This is a genomic window from Bacillus sp. FSL L8-0167 (genome assembly GCF_038630295.1).
GTDB classification, from domain to species: domain Bacteria; phylum Bacillota; class Bacilli; order Bacillales; family Bacillaceae; genus Bacillus; species Bacillus safensis.
This window is the reverse complement of record NZ_CP152027.1, coordinates 2,828,796-2,842,983: the sequence shown is the minus strand read 5'-3', so window position 1 is coordinate 2,842,983 and position 14,188 is coordinate 2,828,796. Positions and strand designations below refer to the sequence as shown.

Genomic DNA, 14,188 nt, shown 5'->3' with positions numbered 1-14,188 from the left:
CTACAGCAGAACTACTGATATCAAGGGGTTTGTTACATCGTATGCCATAAAAAAACATCTGGCCTTTGTGAAAGGTCAGATGTAGCAGTTTAAAGATATTGCTGAATCAAATTCATATTGCTCGTGTTCAATTTATATTGGAAAACAGGACGTCCAATTGTCCCATACGCCATTTCAACATCCACCACTTCGATATCCTCAAGGAATTTCAAGTATTTTCTAATGGAGACTTGAGAGATTTCTGTATGATTGGCTAGGTCTTCAGTCGTGAAAGCCTGCTGACCAAATGATTGAATGCTTGTCCAGATGAGTTTAAGTGTGCTTTTTGTCAGTCCTTTTGGCAAGAGGACTTTTTCCGCCTCTGCTTTTTTATGAAAAAGCTTCGCATCTAAATCATTTTGCGAAATGCTGTTCATGGATTGATACAGGGCGTGTTTCCGTTTGTACTCTGCCAGTGCTGATTGGAATCGTTCGAACTCAAAAGGCTTAATTAAATAATCAACTGCTCCGTTTCGCATCGTTTGCTGTACAACATCGACTTCATTTGCAGCCGAAATGACAATGACATCAACGGCATGATTTTGCTGGCGAATTTCTGTTAGTAATGCCAGTCCATTTTGACCAGGCATATAAATATCGAGCAGGACGAGGTGTATGACTTCTGTTTTTAACACTTCAAGTGCCTGCTGAAAGGAGGTGGCAATCCCCTTTAACTCAAAGCCGTCGATTTGGGTCAGGTAGCGTTTGTTCAGCTCCCCAACCATTGGATCATCTTCTACTATTAACACATTAATCATGTGAATCCTCCTTTTGTTTATATGGAATGCGGAGACTAAAGGTCGTTCCTTCTCCTTTTTCACTCGTGACAATCATATGTCCGTTCAATTTCTTGATGCTTTGGTCAACGAAGTAGAGTCCGAACCCTCGGTCTTCTCCTTTAGTTGAAAAGCCTTGATCAAACATGATGTCTTGTTCTTCTTTCGTGAGACCAACACCTGTGTCCGTGATTTCAATGTGAAGCTGCTCATGGATGTATCTGAAGGAGATCGAGATGTTTTTCGTGTCAGTATGTGAAACAGCATCGAGTGCGTTATTTAACAAGTTGCCAATCACGGTAATGAGATCATGCGTCACTGCCGGGTCCTCCGTATTTGGCACTTGTGTGCTGCAAATAACCTCCAAGGCAGCGCCTTGTTCCCTGATATAGCTTTGTTTTCCTAGTAAAAATCCTGCTAAAACAGAGTTTTTTACATGGTTGATGATTTCATTTGTTTCCGTTTGCTGATAGATCGCAATATCTTTGATATAGGTGCCAAGATCATCGTAGTTTTTGAGCTGAACCAATCCTAAAATGACATGCAGCTTGTTCATAAATTCATGTGACTGGGCACGGAGCGCATTCGCATACATTTTGACCCCGCTAAGCTGTTCAGCCAGATGTTTCACTTCTGTTTTGTCACGGAAGGTGGCGATGGCTCCGACAATTTCACCTTTTACCGTAATTGGCACTTCATTAAAGACGAGCTCCAGTCCATTCATTCTCACGTCACGATCAAGCAGCGGCTTGCGTGTTTCAATGACCTGTTTTAAGCCGCTTGAAGGGAGGAGAGTTTGAACATCTTGTTCTCTAGGATCAACCATAATGCCCATATTATGAAAGAGCCGTTTTGCCTCTGCATTGGCCAGTTTGATTTTACCGTGCTGATCGACGGCAAGAATCCCTTCTTTTGTTGATTCTAGCATGGCACTTCGTTCTTTTAACAATGTGGCGATCTCATCCGGTTCAAGTCCAAACATAATCTTCTTCACTTTTCTTGCCACAATGAGTGCCCCGATGATGCCAGATAGAAGGCTGAGTGATGTGACGAAGTAGAGTGGAAGTAAGCTTTGATGAATAATCAAGTCAATTTCCTTTAACGTAATCCCGACGGCCACAGCCCCAAGCTGCTTTCCATTTTGATCATAAACAGGAACAAAAGCACGCATGGATCTGCCGAGTGTTCCAGAAGCCGTACTAATATGTTCTTTCCCCTGTAATGCTGCTTTTTCATCACCGCCGGCAAACCGCTTTCCAATCTTCTGCGGATTCGGGTGTGTTTTGCGGATACCGTTCATATCCATGACGACAACGAATTCGGTTTTGGTGATTTGCTGAACACTTGTTGTATATTTTCGTAATGCGGAATATGAATGATTTTCTAATGATTGTGCGGTGATCGGTGCCTCTGCGACCATTTTGGCAGTAGAGAGAGCAATGTCACGTTCCTGCTGATGGATGTTCTTGGCTGTTTCCGACCATATCGTAAAGAATGTGATACAAAGGGAGATCAGGACAACGATGCACACAAAGATCGTCAGCCGTGTTTGCAGTCTTAAAGTTTTTTTCACGAGTATACCCCTAACGCACGATTTTTTCGTAACAGTAATACTTTAACGGGAAAATGTAAGTTTGTGAAGGAATGTACGTGCAAAATCATAAATTTGATTTTGCTGTCAGTTTACTTTGAAAGCATCTTGTCAATCCGTTTTAAGTGAGCCATAATAAATGTGAGCTTATGAGAAAGGATCTATTTATGAAAAATACATATTTGACTGGATATTTTCCGCTGATTTCAATTTTACTATTCAGCTCTGCTTTTTCGATTTTCACAGTAGGTATCACGACTGATTTCTTGACTCAAGCAGGCATTTTAAAAGGAATGCTTGAATTTTTCTCTGAACAGGGCATTCGTCTTGCTCTCTTTGCTGCTTTTGCACTTGTTTATTTTATGATCTTATCTGCCTTAAAACTGATTGCAGATACGGTATTAGAGCTGGCGCTGCTCTTTTTCGCTAAGGACCCTGAAGGGGAGAACTTAAAGAAAATTCGGATTGCATCCGTTGTTTATTTATTTGCCAGCTTGCTTGCATTTCTGTTGACGCAGCAGCTCATTCTGCTTGTTGGACTTTTTGCATTAGCAAGTCTTGTCTATTTTATCTGGGTTGTGGTTCGCATTTATCAATCGCTTTCTATGCTGAATTTGATTGGGTTTATGATGTTTATTCTGCTGTTTTGGGCGACGTTTTTGATCGGTATTTTGTACTTATTTATTAAGCTTTATAACAGTGTGATGGCAAGTCTGCCTTCATAAGCAGACAAAGAAAGCATCCTCCAATGATGGAGGATGCTTTTTTTATGAAAGAAACCGCTTTTGAATATCGGGTGTAGGCATCATACAAGATGTTTTTTGACCAAACCATTTATAGCGATTTTTTGCCATCAGCTGATAAAACCAATCACGGATTGGGCGAGGTATGGCAAGGAGTAAAAAGCTCCATCTGTAGATTCCTTTTAAATGCCGCGCGGCTTTTAAGATGCCTGTCGATTTCGTATACAGGGTCCCTTTTTCGATATAAATGAATGAATTGAACTCATCTAAAGGCAAACCGTTTTCCTTTAAAATACGCTGCCCTGTATCTGATTGTAATGAAGCGAACATCATCCGTTCATTCGGATCGCGCTTAATCACAAACTGAACAGCGCCGCTGCACACGTTGCAGACACCGTCAAATAAAATTAAATGGGGTGGATGTGTTGAATGCATCGCAATCAAACCTCCTGTTTATCTGGCGTATTGCATCGTATTTTTCCAAATACGTAAGTGCGGGCTTGAATTGTAAATCGATTCGACCGTTCCTCTATCTCTTCCGACCCAGACACCCATTGTGTACTGATCTGTCAGTCCCACAAACCAAATATCTTTGTAGTCATTGGATGTCCCTGTTTTACCACCGATGTAAGGGGCATTGAAATTCGCTTTTTTCCCTGTCCCACTTTTCACAACGGAGGTAAGCAGCTTACGCATCGTTTCATTTGTACGCTGAGAATATACTTGCTTTGGCGACTCTTTCCACTTGTAAAGGGTCTTACCGTTTAAGTCTGTCACTTTTGTGATCGAATGACTTTGTGTGTAGGCTCCTTGGTTGCCAAAGACGGTATATGCATCTGTTATTTCTAGCGGTGAGAAGCCTTTCGTAAATCCGCCAAGTGCAGAAGGAAGGCGGTAATCATCCGCTACAATATGCTCAAATGAGAACTTCTCTAAATAGCTGAAGCCTTTTTTGACACCTACTGTATCCAGCATTCGGATCGCAGGGGTATTGTAAGAATGTTTAAAGGCTGTTTCAAGTGTGACTGTACCATACGTTTTATGATTATAGTTCTGCGGACAGTATCCGCTGCTGCAAAACTTGCCGGCACTGATGGTGCTTGAAGCCGTTGCGCCGGTTTGATCAATATAAGGTGCATAGTCTAAAAGCGGTTTAATTGCAGAACCAGGCTGTCTTTGCGCTTGATAAGCGTAGTTAAAATCAAATTTCTTATAGTTTTTCCCGCCAGCAAGTGCAACAATTTGATGCGTTTCATGATTAATGACGGCTGATCCGCCTTCCACACCTTGGTAAGGCAATTGAGCATTGAGCTGATAGACGGCTCTTTGCTGTAAGGAAGGATCAAGCGCCGTATAAATTTTCACACCATCCTGGAGCAGGGCACTGACCTTTTCAGATAATTCTTTTTGAATCGCCTTTTTCGCTTCAGTTGTTTTGGCTTTCTTCAATCGTTTTGTAAAGCCCTCCTGATCAGACACAAGATCGGTAAACTCTTCATTGGCATATGTCACATAATCAGGGTATAGGTTTTTCTTTTCACTTAAAGAAAGGCTGATTTTTTCTTTGACGGCTTTTTTGTATTGCTTTTTGGTGATGACGCCATCTTTCTTCAAAATACCAAGCAGTCGTTCTTGGCGTTTCTTTGTGTGCTTGAACTGCTTTAATGGGTCATACAGTGTTGGGTTGTTTGGAATAGCAGAGATAAATGCCATTTGTGCAAGTGTTAAAGAACTAAGCGGCTTATCAAAATAGTAATTAGCCGCAGAACCGACACCGTAAACACCATTACTGAAATAAATCGTATTTAAATAGCTTTCGAGAATTTCATCCTTCGAGAATTTCCGTTCAAGTTCATAGGAATAGAGCAGCTCTGTAAACTTTCGGCTGAATGAACGTTCATGGCTTAAATATAAGTTGCGGGACAGCTGCTGTGTGATCGTACTCGCTCCTTGGCTGATGCCATGGTTTTTGACATTTGCAGCAAGGGCACGAACAACCCCCATAAAGTCAATTCCCTTATGGTCATAAAAGTTGCGGTCCTCTGAACGAAGGAACAGCTCCTTCACAGGTTCAGGGATTTTATCGTATTTCACGAACACCCGGTTCTCATCATTTGAGACGATCTCGGAGATAAGAGAACCATCCCGGTCATACATATAACTATTTTGGGAAAAATCTATCTTTTCCAGCTTGATTTTTTGATCAAGCACTTCGTTAACAGGCTTTACACTTGCAGCTTCTTCCTTTGATAGATAAAAAGTCAGAACAAATAATGGGATGAGGGCAGCAAGTAATAACCAACCAATAATTGCACGAAACATGAGGTCACTCACTTTCTTCAATTTTCTAGCCATATCGTACCATTCTTTTGCGAATACGAGAAGGTTATTTTTAGAAAAGAATGGGCGTGAAGTCTAGTGAATAAGGCTTTTACGCAAGAAAAAAGAGTATCTGAAGATGATCAGACACTCCTTTCATTCGTCTTCGCATGCGAGCGGACCGCCCATAAAAATAACGCACCAAACAGAAAAATGCCGGCAGTGACATAAAAGACAGCTGGAATCCCGTAATGACTCGCCACAATGCCGCCGATCACCGGACCGACGACATTCCCAAGAAAACGGAAGCTGACATTATATCCGAGCACTTCCCCTTGCATAGAAGCAGGTGCTTTGATCCGGATATACGCCGTCGTACACGGAATAATTCCGCCAAGTGCCATCCCGTATAGGAAACGGAAAATGACTAACATGACGTATGAATCCGCCATCGCTTGCGGGATGAATAAAATAGAGGAGAGGATGAGAAGGGCAAGCAGCACCTTGTCGTGACCAATTCGATCTCCGAGATCCCCCCATTTTCGCGTGAACAGCAAATTGCCAAGTCCAGTTGCAGAAAAAGCAAGCCCCGCATAAAAAGCGAGATTGACAGGACCATGTAAATCATGAATGTATAAAGCCAAAAGCGGCTGTATGCTAAAGTTCCCTACCTGCGTAATAAACGTTAAAAGCATCGTGACCACAAGCAAAGGCTGTTTGAAAATGTGAATGAGTACATCCTTCCGTGAGTAAGAAACTCGCTTTGCTTCTTTTGACCGGATCGGCTGTTCCTTTACTCCGAAGATAATCACAATAGCTGACACATAAATGACAGCCGCTGTGAGGAAAAACGTATAAATAAATCCGACGCTGTCTGCCATGAATCCGCCCATTAACGGACCAAACAATCCTCCGGCGACATTACTCATCTGCATCGTTCCAAGGGTTTTACCAGCAGTTGCCTTTTCAGTCTGTGCAGAAATCAGTGCCATTGAAGTCGAGATAAAGCCTGTGACAAGCCCCATGAAGAGCCTTAGTGCAAATAGCTGATACACGGTGTGCACAAGCCCCATTAATAGAATACTTGTGGCGATGCCAATACCGTTAATTAATAATATCTTTTTATAGCCATGCCGGTCGCCAATCCGCCCCCAAATCGGAGAAATCAGGAAGGCTGTTAAAAACGTGACCCCAAAGACATAGCCGCTCCATCTTTGAACAAATTCATTTGAATAGCTGCTATCAAGAGATTCTATGTAAAGTGATAAAAAAGGGACGATCATTGTAATACTCGCAGATACAAAAAAGTTCACAAACCACATGATGTACAAGTTTTTCTTCCTGTTTGTGATAGAGACCACCTTCTTTATTTATTTCGTGTTCCTTAATAATTATAAAGGAAAATAAACGATCTTTCATCAGATGAATAGGTTGGGCATAGTGAATCTGCATTATTTTCACGAAAATGAAGTGATTTCAAGGTCCGTCTTAATATAATGGTATGAGAATGAAAAGCTGACGAAAAAGTGAGGTGAAACTGGTGGAACAGAAGACGGTGCTTGTGGTCGATTTTGAATTTACGATGCCTGATGGAAAATATCATCCACAAAACTTTTTTCCTGAAATTATTGAAGCTGGGGTAGTGAAAGCAGCAGATGAAACGATCATAGACACATTCTCTAGTTACGTCAAACCGAAAAAGTTCCCGAAGCTGACGAAGCGCTGTAAATCTTTCCTCGGAATTACGCAGGAGGATGTAGAGAGCGGGATTTCATTTGAGGCGTTTATCGAGAAGCTCGTGTCACTTGATGGGGGAGAGAATTGTGAGATTATTACGTGGGGCAACATGGACATGAAGGTACTGAAGCAAAATTGTATGCTCAATCATATTACCTTTCCTTTTAAGGGGAAGCTGAGGGATCTGGCTTTTGAATATAAAACCTTTTTTGGTGACCGTACACTGACAGGGCTTCGAAAAGCGGCAAAGGAATACGGCAGTGAAGGAGCTGGTAAGCATCATAAAGCACTCGATGATGCCATGACGACTTATCAGCTGTTCACCCTTTTTGAAAAAGACAGAGCCTATGTGGAAAATCCGCAAACAACCAAAATTGGTGAGCTGATCGATTTCTCACATTTTTTTGATTCGGCTGATTAGCGGACGTCTTCTGGAAAATAATCTTTTTCAAGAGAAGATAGGCACGCTCTTGATTTTTCAGCCCATTTAGAATCATCCGCACGGAGTGCTTGTTTCAATTTATCTACAGCTTCTTTCAGTGACTCTTCATAATCAGGTATATCGCCATCATAAGGCTTCACCATATGATGAGGGATATTTGTCTGTTCTCTATAGGCCAAAGCCCGCCTCTCTTGGAAAAAAGGCACGTCTGCTTCTTTCGGATGATGCAGGTCGCCTTGAGTGGGATGTGTCAGAACGGCTTTTACTTGAACGAGATAGGTCGATGGTTTCACTGCTGTCACTTCCCCAACGTATACACCTGTTTTATAAAAACCTTTCACAACTTGTCCAATTTGAATGTCTGTCATGTGAAATTCCTCCATTTCCTTCTCATCGGAAGGTATTTCATTTCTTTTAGCCAATATAGTGAAGTAAACGAGCAAAAGGGGGGGAATGGCGAATGATGTCGTTCATCGTACTTTTTCTACTATATTTTCCTGAAGATAAAAGGGAGTACATCCCAGCGGCTATCACCACGGTGATTTTCTTTATTGCTGCGTTTATTTGTTTTCGTCTCATCGTTCGAGCGTCTAAGAAGCAGGAGCGGATAGATGAAAAAAGAACAAAAAAAATGGATTAATCATTTTCTTCTTGTATCTTCAGGAAATTTCACGGTGACGGTTGTTCCAGACTGCAGCGAGCTTTTGAAACGAATGGTTCCATGGTGATTTTCAATAATAGAAAAAGTCACTGTCAGCCCAAGCCCAGTCCCTTTATTTTTCAAGGTGTAATAGGGTTCGCCAAGCTTTTTCATTTGGCTTTCTGTCATACCTACACCGTTATCAACAAAATAAAGGCAGATCTTATGATTTTCTTTTGAAGCAAAAAGTTCTATTTTCCCTTCATGTTCAGGAGCCGCTTCTATCGCATTTTTGATTAAATTAATCATGACTTGCTTGATCTTCGTTACATCCCCTTGAATGTATAAGTCAGGTTCAATGGATTGATGAATTGTGACCGATTTAAAATTCGCATAGGATGTCATCAGTGATGCACATTCCTCAAGTAATTTAGAGAGATTAAGAGATTCAATTTGATAATAGTTTTGTTTTGCAATGTCAAGATAGCTCGTGATAATGTCCTGCGCACGGTCTAACTCGGACAGAACGAGATTCTTATAATCTTTATTGGCAGGTGGTTCTTTAGTATTATCACTCGAAAAGAGCAATTGAATAAAGCCTCTCACAACTGTCAGCGGATTGCGTACTTCATGGGCAACGCTTGCAGCAAGTTCACTTACAATGGTCAGTTTTTCTGACTGGACAAGCTGTGATCTCATTTCCGCATTTTCTTTCACGAATTCAATGGAATAGATACTGAGCACAAGAAAGAATATGTAGTAAAGAGTTGAGAAAAATAACTCAAGGAGCTTTTGCTGCATAATAAAAGCTGGGCTGTATGCCATTAAGCTGACCGCAAGCAGGCCAATGTAAATAAAGAATCCTTTGGATAAACCGATAAGCACTCCGTAAAACAGCTTATTTGGCTTCGAATATTGATGCCATTTTCGGTAGAACAGGAATGGGATGAAAAAGTAAATTGGGACAACGATGAGCCCAATCCATAAGAAAGAGCCGTACATCACGAATTTGACAATGATGCTTATCAAGATGGCAACGATCCCCGCCATGTATCCTCCGTATAAAATAGCAAGCACAAGGGGAATGGATTGAAGCCCAGTCTGCAAATCTAAAATCGAACCAACTGGATACATAATACATAGTGCTGAAGAGATGGATGCGAATACTGTGATGAGCAGTTTATTCGTTTTTGGGAAATGAGCAGGGGTCCGGCTTAGCCATAGCGCATGATATAAAAAGATTGGAAATAGAATAAAAGATACATGGAGCAGAAAATCCTTGAACATTTCCATTTAAATGCTCTCCTCGTAAATAATTGTAATTCCTCTCATTATATCATTTCATGTACAAAGTAGATATGATAAAAGGAGGGTTTTTTTCTTTAAAAAGAACACCCGTTAGGATGTTCTCAGATTGTTGACAAAGGGCTAAAATGATCTTGATTTTAGCCCTTTGTCTTCTTTTCAGCGTGATAGAAAACCTTTGAAGTCTAGGAAGGACGAGTACTGGCGCGGACCGAATTTGACATTCGTGGGCACCAGCACGCAGGACTGACAAAGAATGCGAGGGTTTGTCTACGCGCTGAGAACACCCGTTAGGATGTTCTTTCTATCGTATAGGTCTTATTCAGCTGATAGCGTGAACGCTTGGTGGAGACGTTTCAGTCCTTCTTTGACTGTTTCAGCAGGACAGCCGAGATTCATCCGAATAAAGCCGTCTCCTTCGTGTCCGTACACGTGGCCAAGCTCTAGGATCACTTTCCCTTTTTTCAGCAGATTCCGTTTCAATTCCGCTTGACTGAATTGATAATCCCGAATGTCCAGCCACAATAAATAAGAAGCATCTGGTTTCATATAACGCATATTTGGAAGATTTTCGTCGATATAGTCCATCGCCGTTTTCATATTGCCTTCGAGATAAAGAACAAGGGCATCAAGCCACTCATCCCCGTGGCGGTATGCTGCTTCCATCGCTGGAATCGCAAAGGCATTCAGTTTGGACAGTCCGTTTCTTTGCACTTCATTCGTGAAAAGGGTTCTTTTTTCTTCATCTGAAATGATAATAGCAGATGCCTGGAGCCCTGCTAGATTAAAGGTTTTACTCGGCGCAATACACGTTACCGTGATATGTGCAATGTCGTCAGAAAGGCTGGCGAAGGGCACATGCTGCTTCCCGTAAAGCATCAAATCCGAGTGAATCTCATCTGAAACGACTGTGACTCCATGCTTCACACATAGGTCTCCGACTCGCTTTAATTCCTCTTTTGACCATGCTCTTCCGGACGGATTATGCGGATGGCAAAGGAACATGAGCTTTGCTTGTGGTCTGCTCAGTTTTTTCTCTAAATCATCAAAATCCATCATATAGCGGTTGTTTTCTATTTTTAAAGGATTGGTTGAGACTGTACGTCCATTTCGCTCAATCATTTGATAAAAAGGTGTATACACTGGTGACTGTATAACTACTTCGTCGTGCGGTGCTGTAAAGGCTTGAACAGCAAAACTAAGTGCCGTTACGATTCCTGGTGTGAAGGTGACGGCATCTGTCTGGATTGTCCATCCATGTCTTCTTTTGAGCCAGCCAGCGACTGCCTGCTGCGTATCCTGATCCTGAAATGCATAGCCAAATACACCGTGATCTAATCGCTCTTTCAATGCATCAAGAACGACCTGCGGTGCTTTAAAATCCATATCGGCCACCCACATCGGAAGGGCATCTGTTGTCAGGAACAAAGACTCTGCCTGATCCCATTTCACTGATTTTGAACCTTTACGTATGATCTGTTCGTCGAAATTCATGAAACCCACCTCTAGCTGTTTTTCAACCATTCTTGGTTGTGCTAAAATAAACATCACAAAATTTATTATAAGCGGTGATACCGATGAAAGATAGTCAAGCTGTAGAAGAGATGATTCAATTCATTAAGGCATGGGACCCTTTTCATTATGGAGAGGATTTTTATGAAACGGAGCCTGCTGAAGTCATCAGTGCATTATACGACGCAGAAGACCCGTTATCTTTAGCAAAAGAGATTCAAGCCATCTACCATCACTCATTTGAACAGCTTCTTCCGATAGAGAGCTGTCAGCATACAGCGAATCAGCTTTTTGCCATAAGAGACAGCAGCTCCTGTTCACGCTAAGACAGGCTGAACTGTCCGATTTGATCAGACACAAAGACCGGATTTTCCTCAGGAATGAGGTGCCCGGTTTTTTTTAATGCATGCAAGGTTGAATTTGGCAGATCTTTGTGCAGTCTTTCGCCTATTTGGATGGGAACGATTCGATCTTCCTCGCCCCAAATGAGCAGCACGGGTGTTTCCATTTTCTTTAAAACGTCCGAGGTCAAATCTCCTTCCCGGTGCCGAATCAAACGAAATATCCCCCGAAAGATTTGATCATCTGAAAACGGCTTTAAATAGCCGTCGACCATCTCTTGATCAATGATGGAATGATCATGCACAACAGCCGTTAAATTTTTCATAATGCCCTGTTTTAAAAGCTTTCTTTTTAGATACAGATAAAAATAAGGAATATATGTGCTGTAAACAAGTGATCTTTTTGACTTATTCAAATAGCCAGAGCTGCACAATAGAACCGCCTTTTCAAATAGGTCCGGCCGTTCAGATGCAGCGTATAAGGCGATTTGTCCACCCATTGAATGACCCACTAGAATCGCATGCCGAATCTGTAAATAACCAGCTAGCTCTATAATAATTTTTCCCATGTTGCGATAGCTGTAAATAAACGTATTCGACTTCTCGGACTGTCCAAATGGCGGCAGATCAATTGCAATTAAATTGAAATCCTGTTTCAGAAGCGGGATGAGCTTTCGATAGCTGAAGGTAGAAGAGAAGAGACCGTGAATTAAGATCAATGTCTTCTTGCCTTCATTTGGATAGTGCTCGTAATAGATGTCTAAACCGAATGTACTTTTCATATAAGCTGGCTGAACAATGTCCACATTCTTCACTCCGATACTTGATACTCTCTCTGTTAGGTGACTGTATTGTACCCTAAAAAGTGGATTTTAAGCTATTAATAGAATCTTTTCCCTGCTTAGCATAATGGGAAAAACGTGCTATAATGTTCAGAAGATTTTTTAAAACTAGCTTTTATAATCTGAGGTGTGAAATCAAATGAAACTAACAGAAAAAGAAACTGAAATATTAGAGATTTTAGATGAAAACAGCCGCGCCGATTTAAATACAATTGCAAAAATGGCAGGCGTGACAACAGAAGAAGCCGAAGCCATCATTCAAAAACTTGAAGATCAAAAAGTCATTATTGATTATTCAACCATGATTGACTGGCGAAAAGTGGATGGTCATGAAGGCGTTACAGCAATGATTGATGTAAAAGTGACACCAAAAAGAGGCGTCGGATTTGATGAAATTGCTGAACGGATTTATCGGTTTCAGGAAGTGGAGTCTGTCTATCTCATGTCAGGTGTTTATGATCTTTCCGTTGTGATCCGCGGAAGATCAATGTCTGATATTGCCCGCTTTGTATCTGAAAAATTATCGACACTTGATTCCGTTGTTTCAACAACTACCCACTTTATTTTGAAAAGATATAAACATGATGGGAAAGTGTTTGAAACAGGAGACGATGACAAAAGAATCGTGGTGTCTCCTTAAATGAAAAAGTCTTATTTATCTGAAACGGTACAAAGCATTCAGCCGTCAGGTATTCGGAAATTCTTTGATTTGGCTGCCACAATGGAGGGGGTTATCTCCCTTGGTGTCGGCGAGCCAGATTTCGTGACAGCTTGGAATGTCAGAGAGGCAAGTATTATGTCATTAGAACAAGGGCTGACCTCTTATACGGCGAATGCAGGTTTAATTTCTTTGCGAAAAGAACTGAGCCACTATTTATATAAGCGGTTTCACATTAACTACAGTCCAGAAGAAGAACTCATTATCACAGTTGGCGGAAGCCAGGCACTTGATTTGGCCTTTCGTGCGATTTTAAACAGCGGGGATGAAGTGATCATTCCAGAGCCTTGTTTCGTAGCATACGGGGCACTTACGACACTTGCAGGCGGCGTGCCTGTCTATTTAAGTACAACCGCTGAAAAAGATTTCAAAGCAGATTCTGCTGATCTTCGCACAAAGCTGACGCCGAAGACAAAAGCCATTTTGCTTTGCTCGCCATCAAATCCGACTGGGTCTGTTTATTCAAAGGAAGAGCTTGAAGATATTGCTCAATTTGCGAAAGAGCATGACCTGCTCATTATTACGGATGAGATTTATGCGGAGCTGACATACGATGAAGCTTTTACAAGCGTGGCGGCTATTCAAGATATGAAGGAAAGAACGATCTTGATCTCAGGCTTTTCTAAAGGGTTTGCCATGACGGGTTGGCGTTTAGGATATGTGGCAGCACCACCTGTACTGCGCGATGCCATGCTGAAAATACATCAATATTCTATGATGTGCGCGCCGGCGATGGCACAATATGCGGCAGAAGAAGCATTAAAAAATGGGCTTGAAGATGTAGAGAAAATGAAGAAAAGCTATAGAAGACGCCGTAATTTGTTTGTCGGCTCCCTTAATGAACTAGGACTTACATGCCATCAGCCAAATGGAGCGTTTTACGCGTTCCCATCGATTAAAAGCACAGGCATGACGTCAGAACAATTTGCTGAGGAGCTGCTCCTAAGCGAAAAAGTGGCCGTTGTTCCTGGGAATGTATTCGGACCGAGCGGTGAAGGTCATATACGCTGTTCATATGCTTCGTCACTTGATCATCTTCAGGAATCACTTTCAAGAATTCAGCGCTTTTTGCAGGCTCGACAAGTGAAGGAAGAAGCATCAGCCATCTTAAAATAAAAAAAGGCATCAGTCCAAATGGACTCATGCCTCACAAATTAGGGGGGAATACTAGAAAGCATTCTTG

15 protein-coding genes are annotated in these 14,188 nt (G+C 41.7%); 6 read left to right on the top strand and 9 right to left on the bottom strand.

The genetic code is table 11. The annotated features are described in order from the left end of the window. Positions 1-89 precede the first annotated feature (89 nt). Together MHB66_RS14795 and malK are read right to left on the bottom strand one after the other, a co-directional pair. Positions 90-797, bottom strand: a complete 708-nt coding sequence (locus tag MHB66_RS14795) for a response regulator (protein ID WP_024423307.1) — start codon at positions 795-797, stop codon at positions 90-92. Next, positions 790-2,388: a malate sensor histidine kinase MalK gene (gene malK / locus MHB66_RS14790; protein ID WP_046313355.1), complete on the bottom strand. Its 1,599-nt coding sequence runs from the start codon at positions 2,386-2,388 to the stop codon at positions 790-792. Before malK ends, MHB66_RS14795 begins: the two co-directional genes overlap by 8 nt. A gap of 185 nt (positions 2,389-2,573) precedes the next feature. Here malK and MHB66_RS14785 point away from each other — a divergent pair, with 185 nt between their 5' ends. Next, positions 2,574-3,131 carry a YufK family protein gene (locus MHB66_RS14785; RefSeq protein WP_024423305.1) on the top strand — a complete coding sequence of 186 codons (558 nt, stop codon included), beginning with the start codon at positions 2,574-2,576 and terminating at the stop codon, positions 3,129-3,131. A 42-nt stretch (positions 3,132-3,173) separates the two neighbouring features. Here MHB66_RS14785 and MHB66_RS14780 read toward each other — a convergent pair whose 3' ends face one another. The 3 genes from MHB66_RS14780 to MHB66_RS14770 all read right to left on the bottom strand — a co-directional run bounded on the left by MHB66_RS14780 (position 3,174) and on the right by MHB66_RS14770 (position 6,790). Further along, complete coding sequence (locus tag MHB66_RS14780) at positions 3,174-3,584, bottom strand: thiol-disulfide oxidoreductase DCC family protein (RefSeq protein ID WP_024425932.1); 411 nt, start codon at positions 3,582-3,584, stop codon at positions 3,174-3,176. Between the two features lie 18 nt (positions 3,585-3,602). Continuing rightward, positions 3,603-5,504 (bottom strand): transglycosylase domain-containing protein, encoded by a 1,902-nt coding sequence (locus MHB66_RS14775; protein WP_046313357.1) that lies wholly within the window; start codon positions 5,502-5,504, stop codon positions 3,603-3,605. Positions 5,505-5,611: 107 nt separating this feature from the next. Continuing rightward, the gene (locus MHB66_RS14770; RefSeq protein WP_029707381.1) at positions 5,612-6,790 is read right to left on the bottom strand and encodes an MFS transporter; all 1,179 of its coding nucleotides are present in this window, start codon (positions 6,788-6,790) and stop codon (positions 5,612-5,614) included. Between the two features lie 218 nt (positions 6,791-7,008). Between MHB66_RS14770 and kapD the strand changes: the two genes are divergently transcribed. Then, entirely contained in the window at positions 7,009-7,626 is a 618-nt protein-coding gene (gene kapD / locus MHB66_RS14765; RefSeq protein WP_046313361.1) for a 3'-5' exonuclease KapD, read from the top strand. Here kapD and MHB66_RS14760 read toward each other — a convergent pair. Next, complete coding sequence (locus tag MHB66_RS14760; protein ID WP_025094193.1) at positions 7,623-8,015, bottom strand: kinase-associated lipoprotein B; 393 nt, start codon at positions 8,013-8,015, stop codon at positions 7,623-7,625. The two genes, kapD and MHB66_RS14760, sit on opposite strands and share 4 nt — an antisense overlap. A gap of 92 nt (positions 8,016-8,107) precedes the next feature. Between MHB66_RS14760 and MHB66_RS14755 the strand changes: the two genes are divergently transcribed. Then, positions 8,108-8,287: a hypothetical protein gene (locus tag MHB66_RS14755; protein ID WP_034282549.1), complete on the top strand. Its 180-nt coding sequence runs from the start codon at positions 8,108-8,110 to the stop codon at positions 8,285-8,287. Here MHB66_RS14755 and MHB66_RS14750 read toward each other — a convergent pair whose 3' ends face one another. After that, the gene (locus MHB66_RS14750; protein ID WP_034282546.1) at positions 8,288-9,580 is read right to left on the bottom strand and encodes a HAMP domain-containing sensor histidine kinase; all 1,293 of its coding nucleotides are present in this window, start codon (positions 9,578-9,580) and stop codon (positions 8,288-8,290) included. A gap of 330 nt (positions 9,581-9,910) precedes the next feature. Beyond that, positions 9,911-11,086 carry a MalY/PatB family protein gene (locus MHB66_RS14745; RefSeq protein ID WP_046313363.1) on the bottom strand — a complete coding sequence of 392 codons (1,176 nt, stop codon included), beginning with the start codon at positions 11,084-11,086 and terminating at the stop codon, positions 9,911-9,913. 83 nt (positions 11,087-11,169) lie between these two features. On the opposite strand from MHB66_RS14745, the gene MHB66_RS14740 reads away from it, so the two are divergent. Next, on the top strand, positions 11,170-11,430 hold the full coding sequence (locus MHB66_RS14740; RefSeq protein WP_046313365.1) for a DUF1871 family protein: 261 nt from the start codon (positions 11,170-11,172) through the stop codon (positions 11,428-11,430). Here MHB66_RS14740 and MHB66_RS14735 read toward each other — a convergent pair. Further along, a complete protein-coding gene (locus MHB66_RS14735; RefSeq protein ID WP_231122832.1) occupies positions 11,427-12,227 on the bottom strand; it encodes an alpha/beta hydrolase in 801 nt (266 codons plus the stop codon). The genes MHB66_RS14740 and MHB66_RS14735 overlap by 4 nt on opposite strands. A 199-nt stretch (positions 12,228-12,426) precedes the next feature. Here MHB66_RS14735 and MHB66_RS14730 point away from each other — a divergent pair, with 199 nt between their 5' ends. Continuing rightward, entirely contained in the window at positions 12,427-12,927 is a 501-nt protein-coding gene (locus tag MHB66_RS14730) for an Lrp/AsnC family transcriptional regulator (protein ID WP_003213765.1), read from the top strand. After that, entirely contained in the window at positions 12,928-14,121 is a 1,194-nt protein-coding gene (locus tag MHB66_RS14725) for an aminotransferase (protein WP_034282537.1), read from the top strand. Positions 14,122-14,188: the final 67 nt, after the last annotated feature.

What these genes read in the sequence shown, in the direction of transcription:
- MHB66_RS14795 (WP_024423307.1), bottom strand. Translation starts at nt 797, where the DNA reads ATGATTAATGTGTTAATAGTAGAAGATGATCCAATGGTTGGGGAGCTG.
- MHB66_RS14785 (WP_024423305.1), top strand. Translation starts at nt 2,574, where the DNA reads ATGAAAAATACATATTTGACTGGATATTTTCCGCTGATTTCAATTTTA.
- MHB66_RS14780 (WP_024425932.1), bottom strand. Translation starts at nt 3,584, where the DNA reads ATGCATTCAACACATCCACCCCATTTAATTTTATTTGACGGTGTCTGC.
- MHB66_RS14775 (WP_046313357.1), bottom strand. Translation starts at nt 5,504, where the DNA reads ATGGCTAGAAAATTGAAGAAAGTGAGTGACCTCATGTTTCGTGCAATT.
- MHB66_RS14770 (WP_029707381.1), bottom strand. Translation starts at nt 6,790, where the DNA reads ATGTGGTTTGTGAACTTTTTTGTATCTGCGAGTATTACAATGATCGTC.
- MHB66_RS14760 (WP_025094193.1), bottom strand. Translation starts at nt 8,015, where the DNA reads ATGACAGACATTCAAATTGGACAAGTTGTGAAAGGTTTTTATAAAACA.
- MHB66_RS14755 (WP_034282549.1), top strand. Translation starts at nt 8,108, where the DNA reads ATGATGTCGTTCATCGTACTTTTTCTACTATATTTTCCTGAAGATAAA.
- MHB66_RS14750 (WP_034282546.1), bottom strand. Translation starts at nt 9,580, where the DNA reads ATGGAAATGTTCAAGGATTTTCTGCTCCATGTATCTTTTATTCTATTT.
- MHB66_RS14745 (WP_046313363.1), bottom strand. Translation starts at nt 11,086, where the DNA reads ATGAATTTCGACGAACAGATCATACGTAAAGGTTCAAAATCAGTGAAA.
- MHB66_RS14740 (WP_046313365.1), top strand. Translation starts at nt 11,170, where the DNA reads ATGAAAGATAGTCAAGCTGTAGAAGAGATGATTCAATTCATTAAGGCA.
- MHB66_RS14735 (WP_231122832.1), bottom strand. Translation starts at nt 12,227, where the DNA reads ATGAAAAGTACATTCGGTTTAGACATCTATTACGAGCACTATCCAAAT.
- MHB66_RS14730 (WP_003213765.1), top strand. Translation starts at nt 12,427, where the DNA reads ATGAAACTAACAGAAAAAGAAACTGAAATATTAGAGATTTTAGATGAA.
- MHB66_RS14725 (WP_034282537.1), top strand. Translation starts at nt 12,928, where the DNA reads ATGAAAAAGTCTTATTTATCTGAAACGGTACAAAGCATTCAGCCGTCA.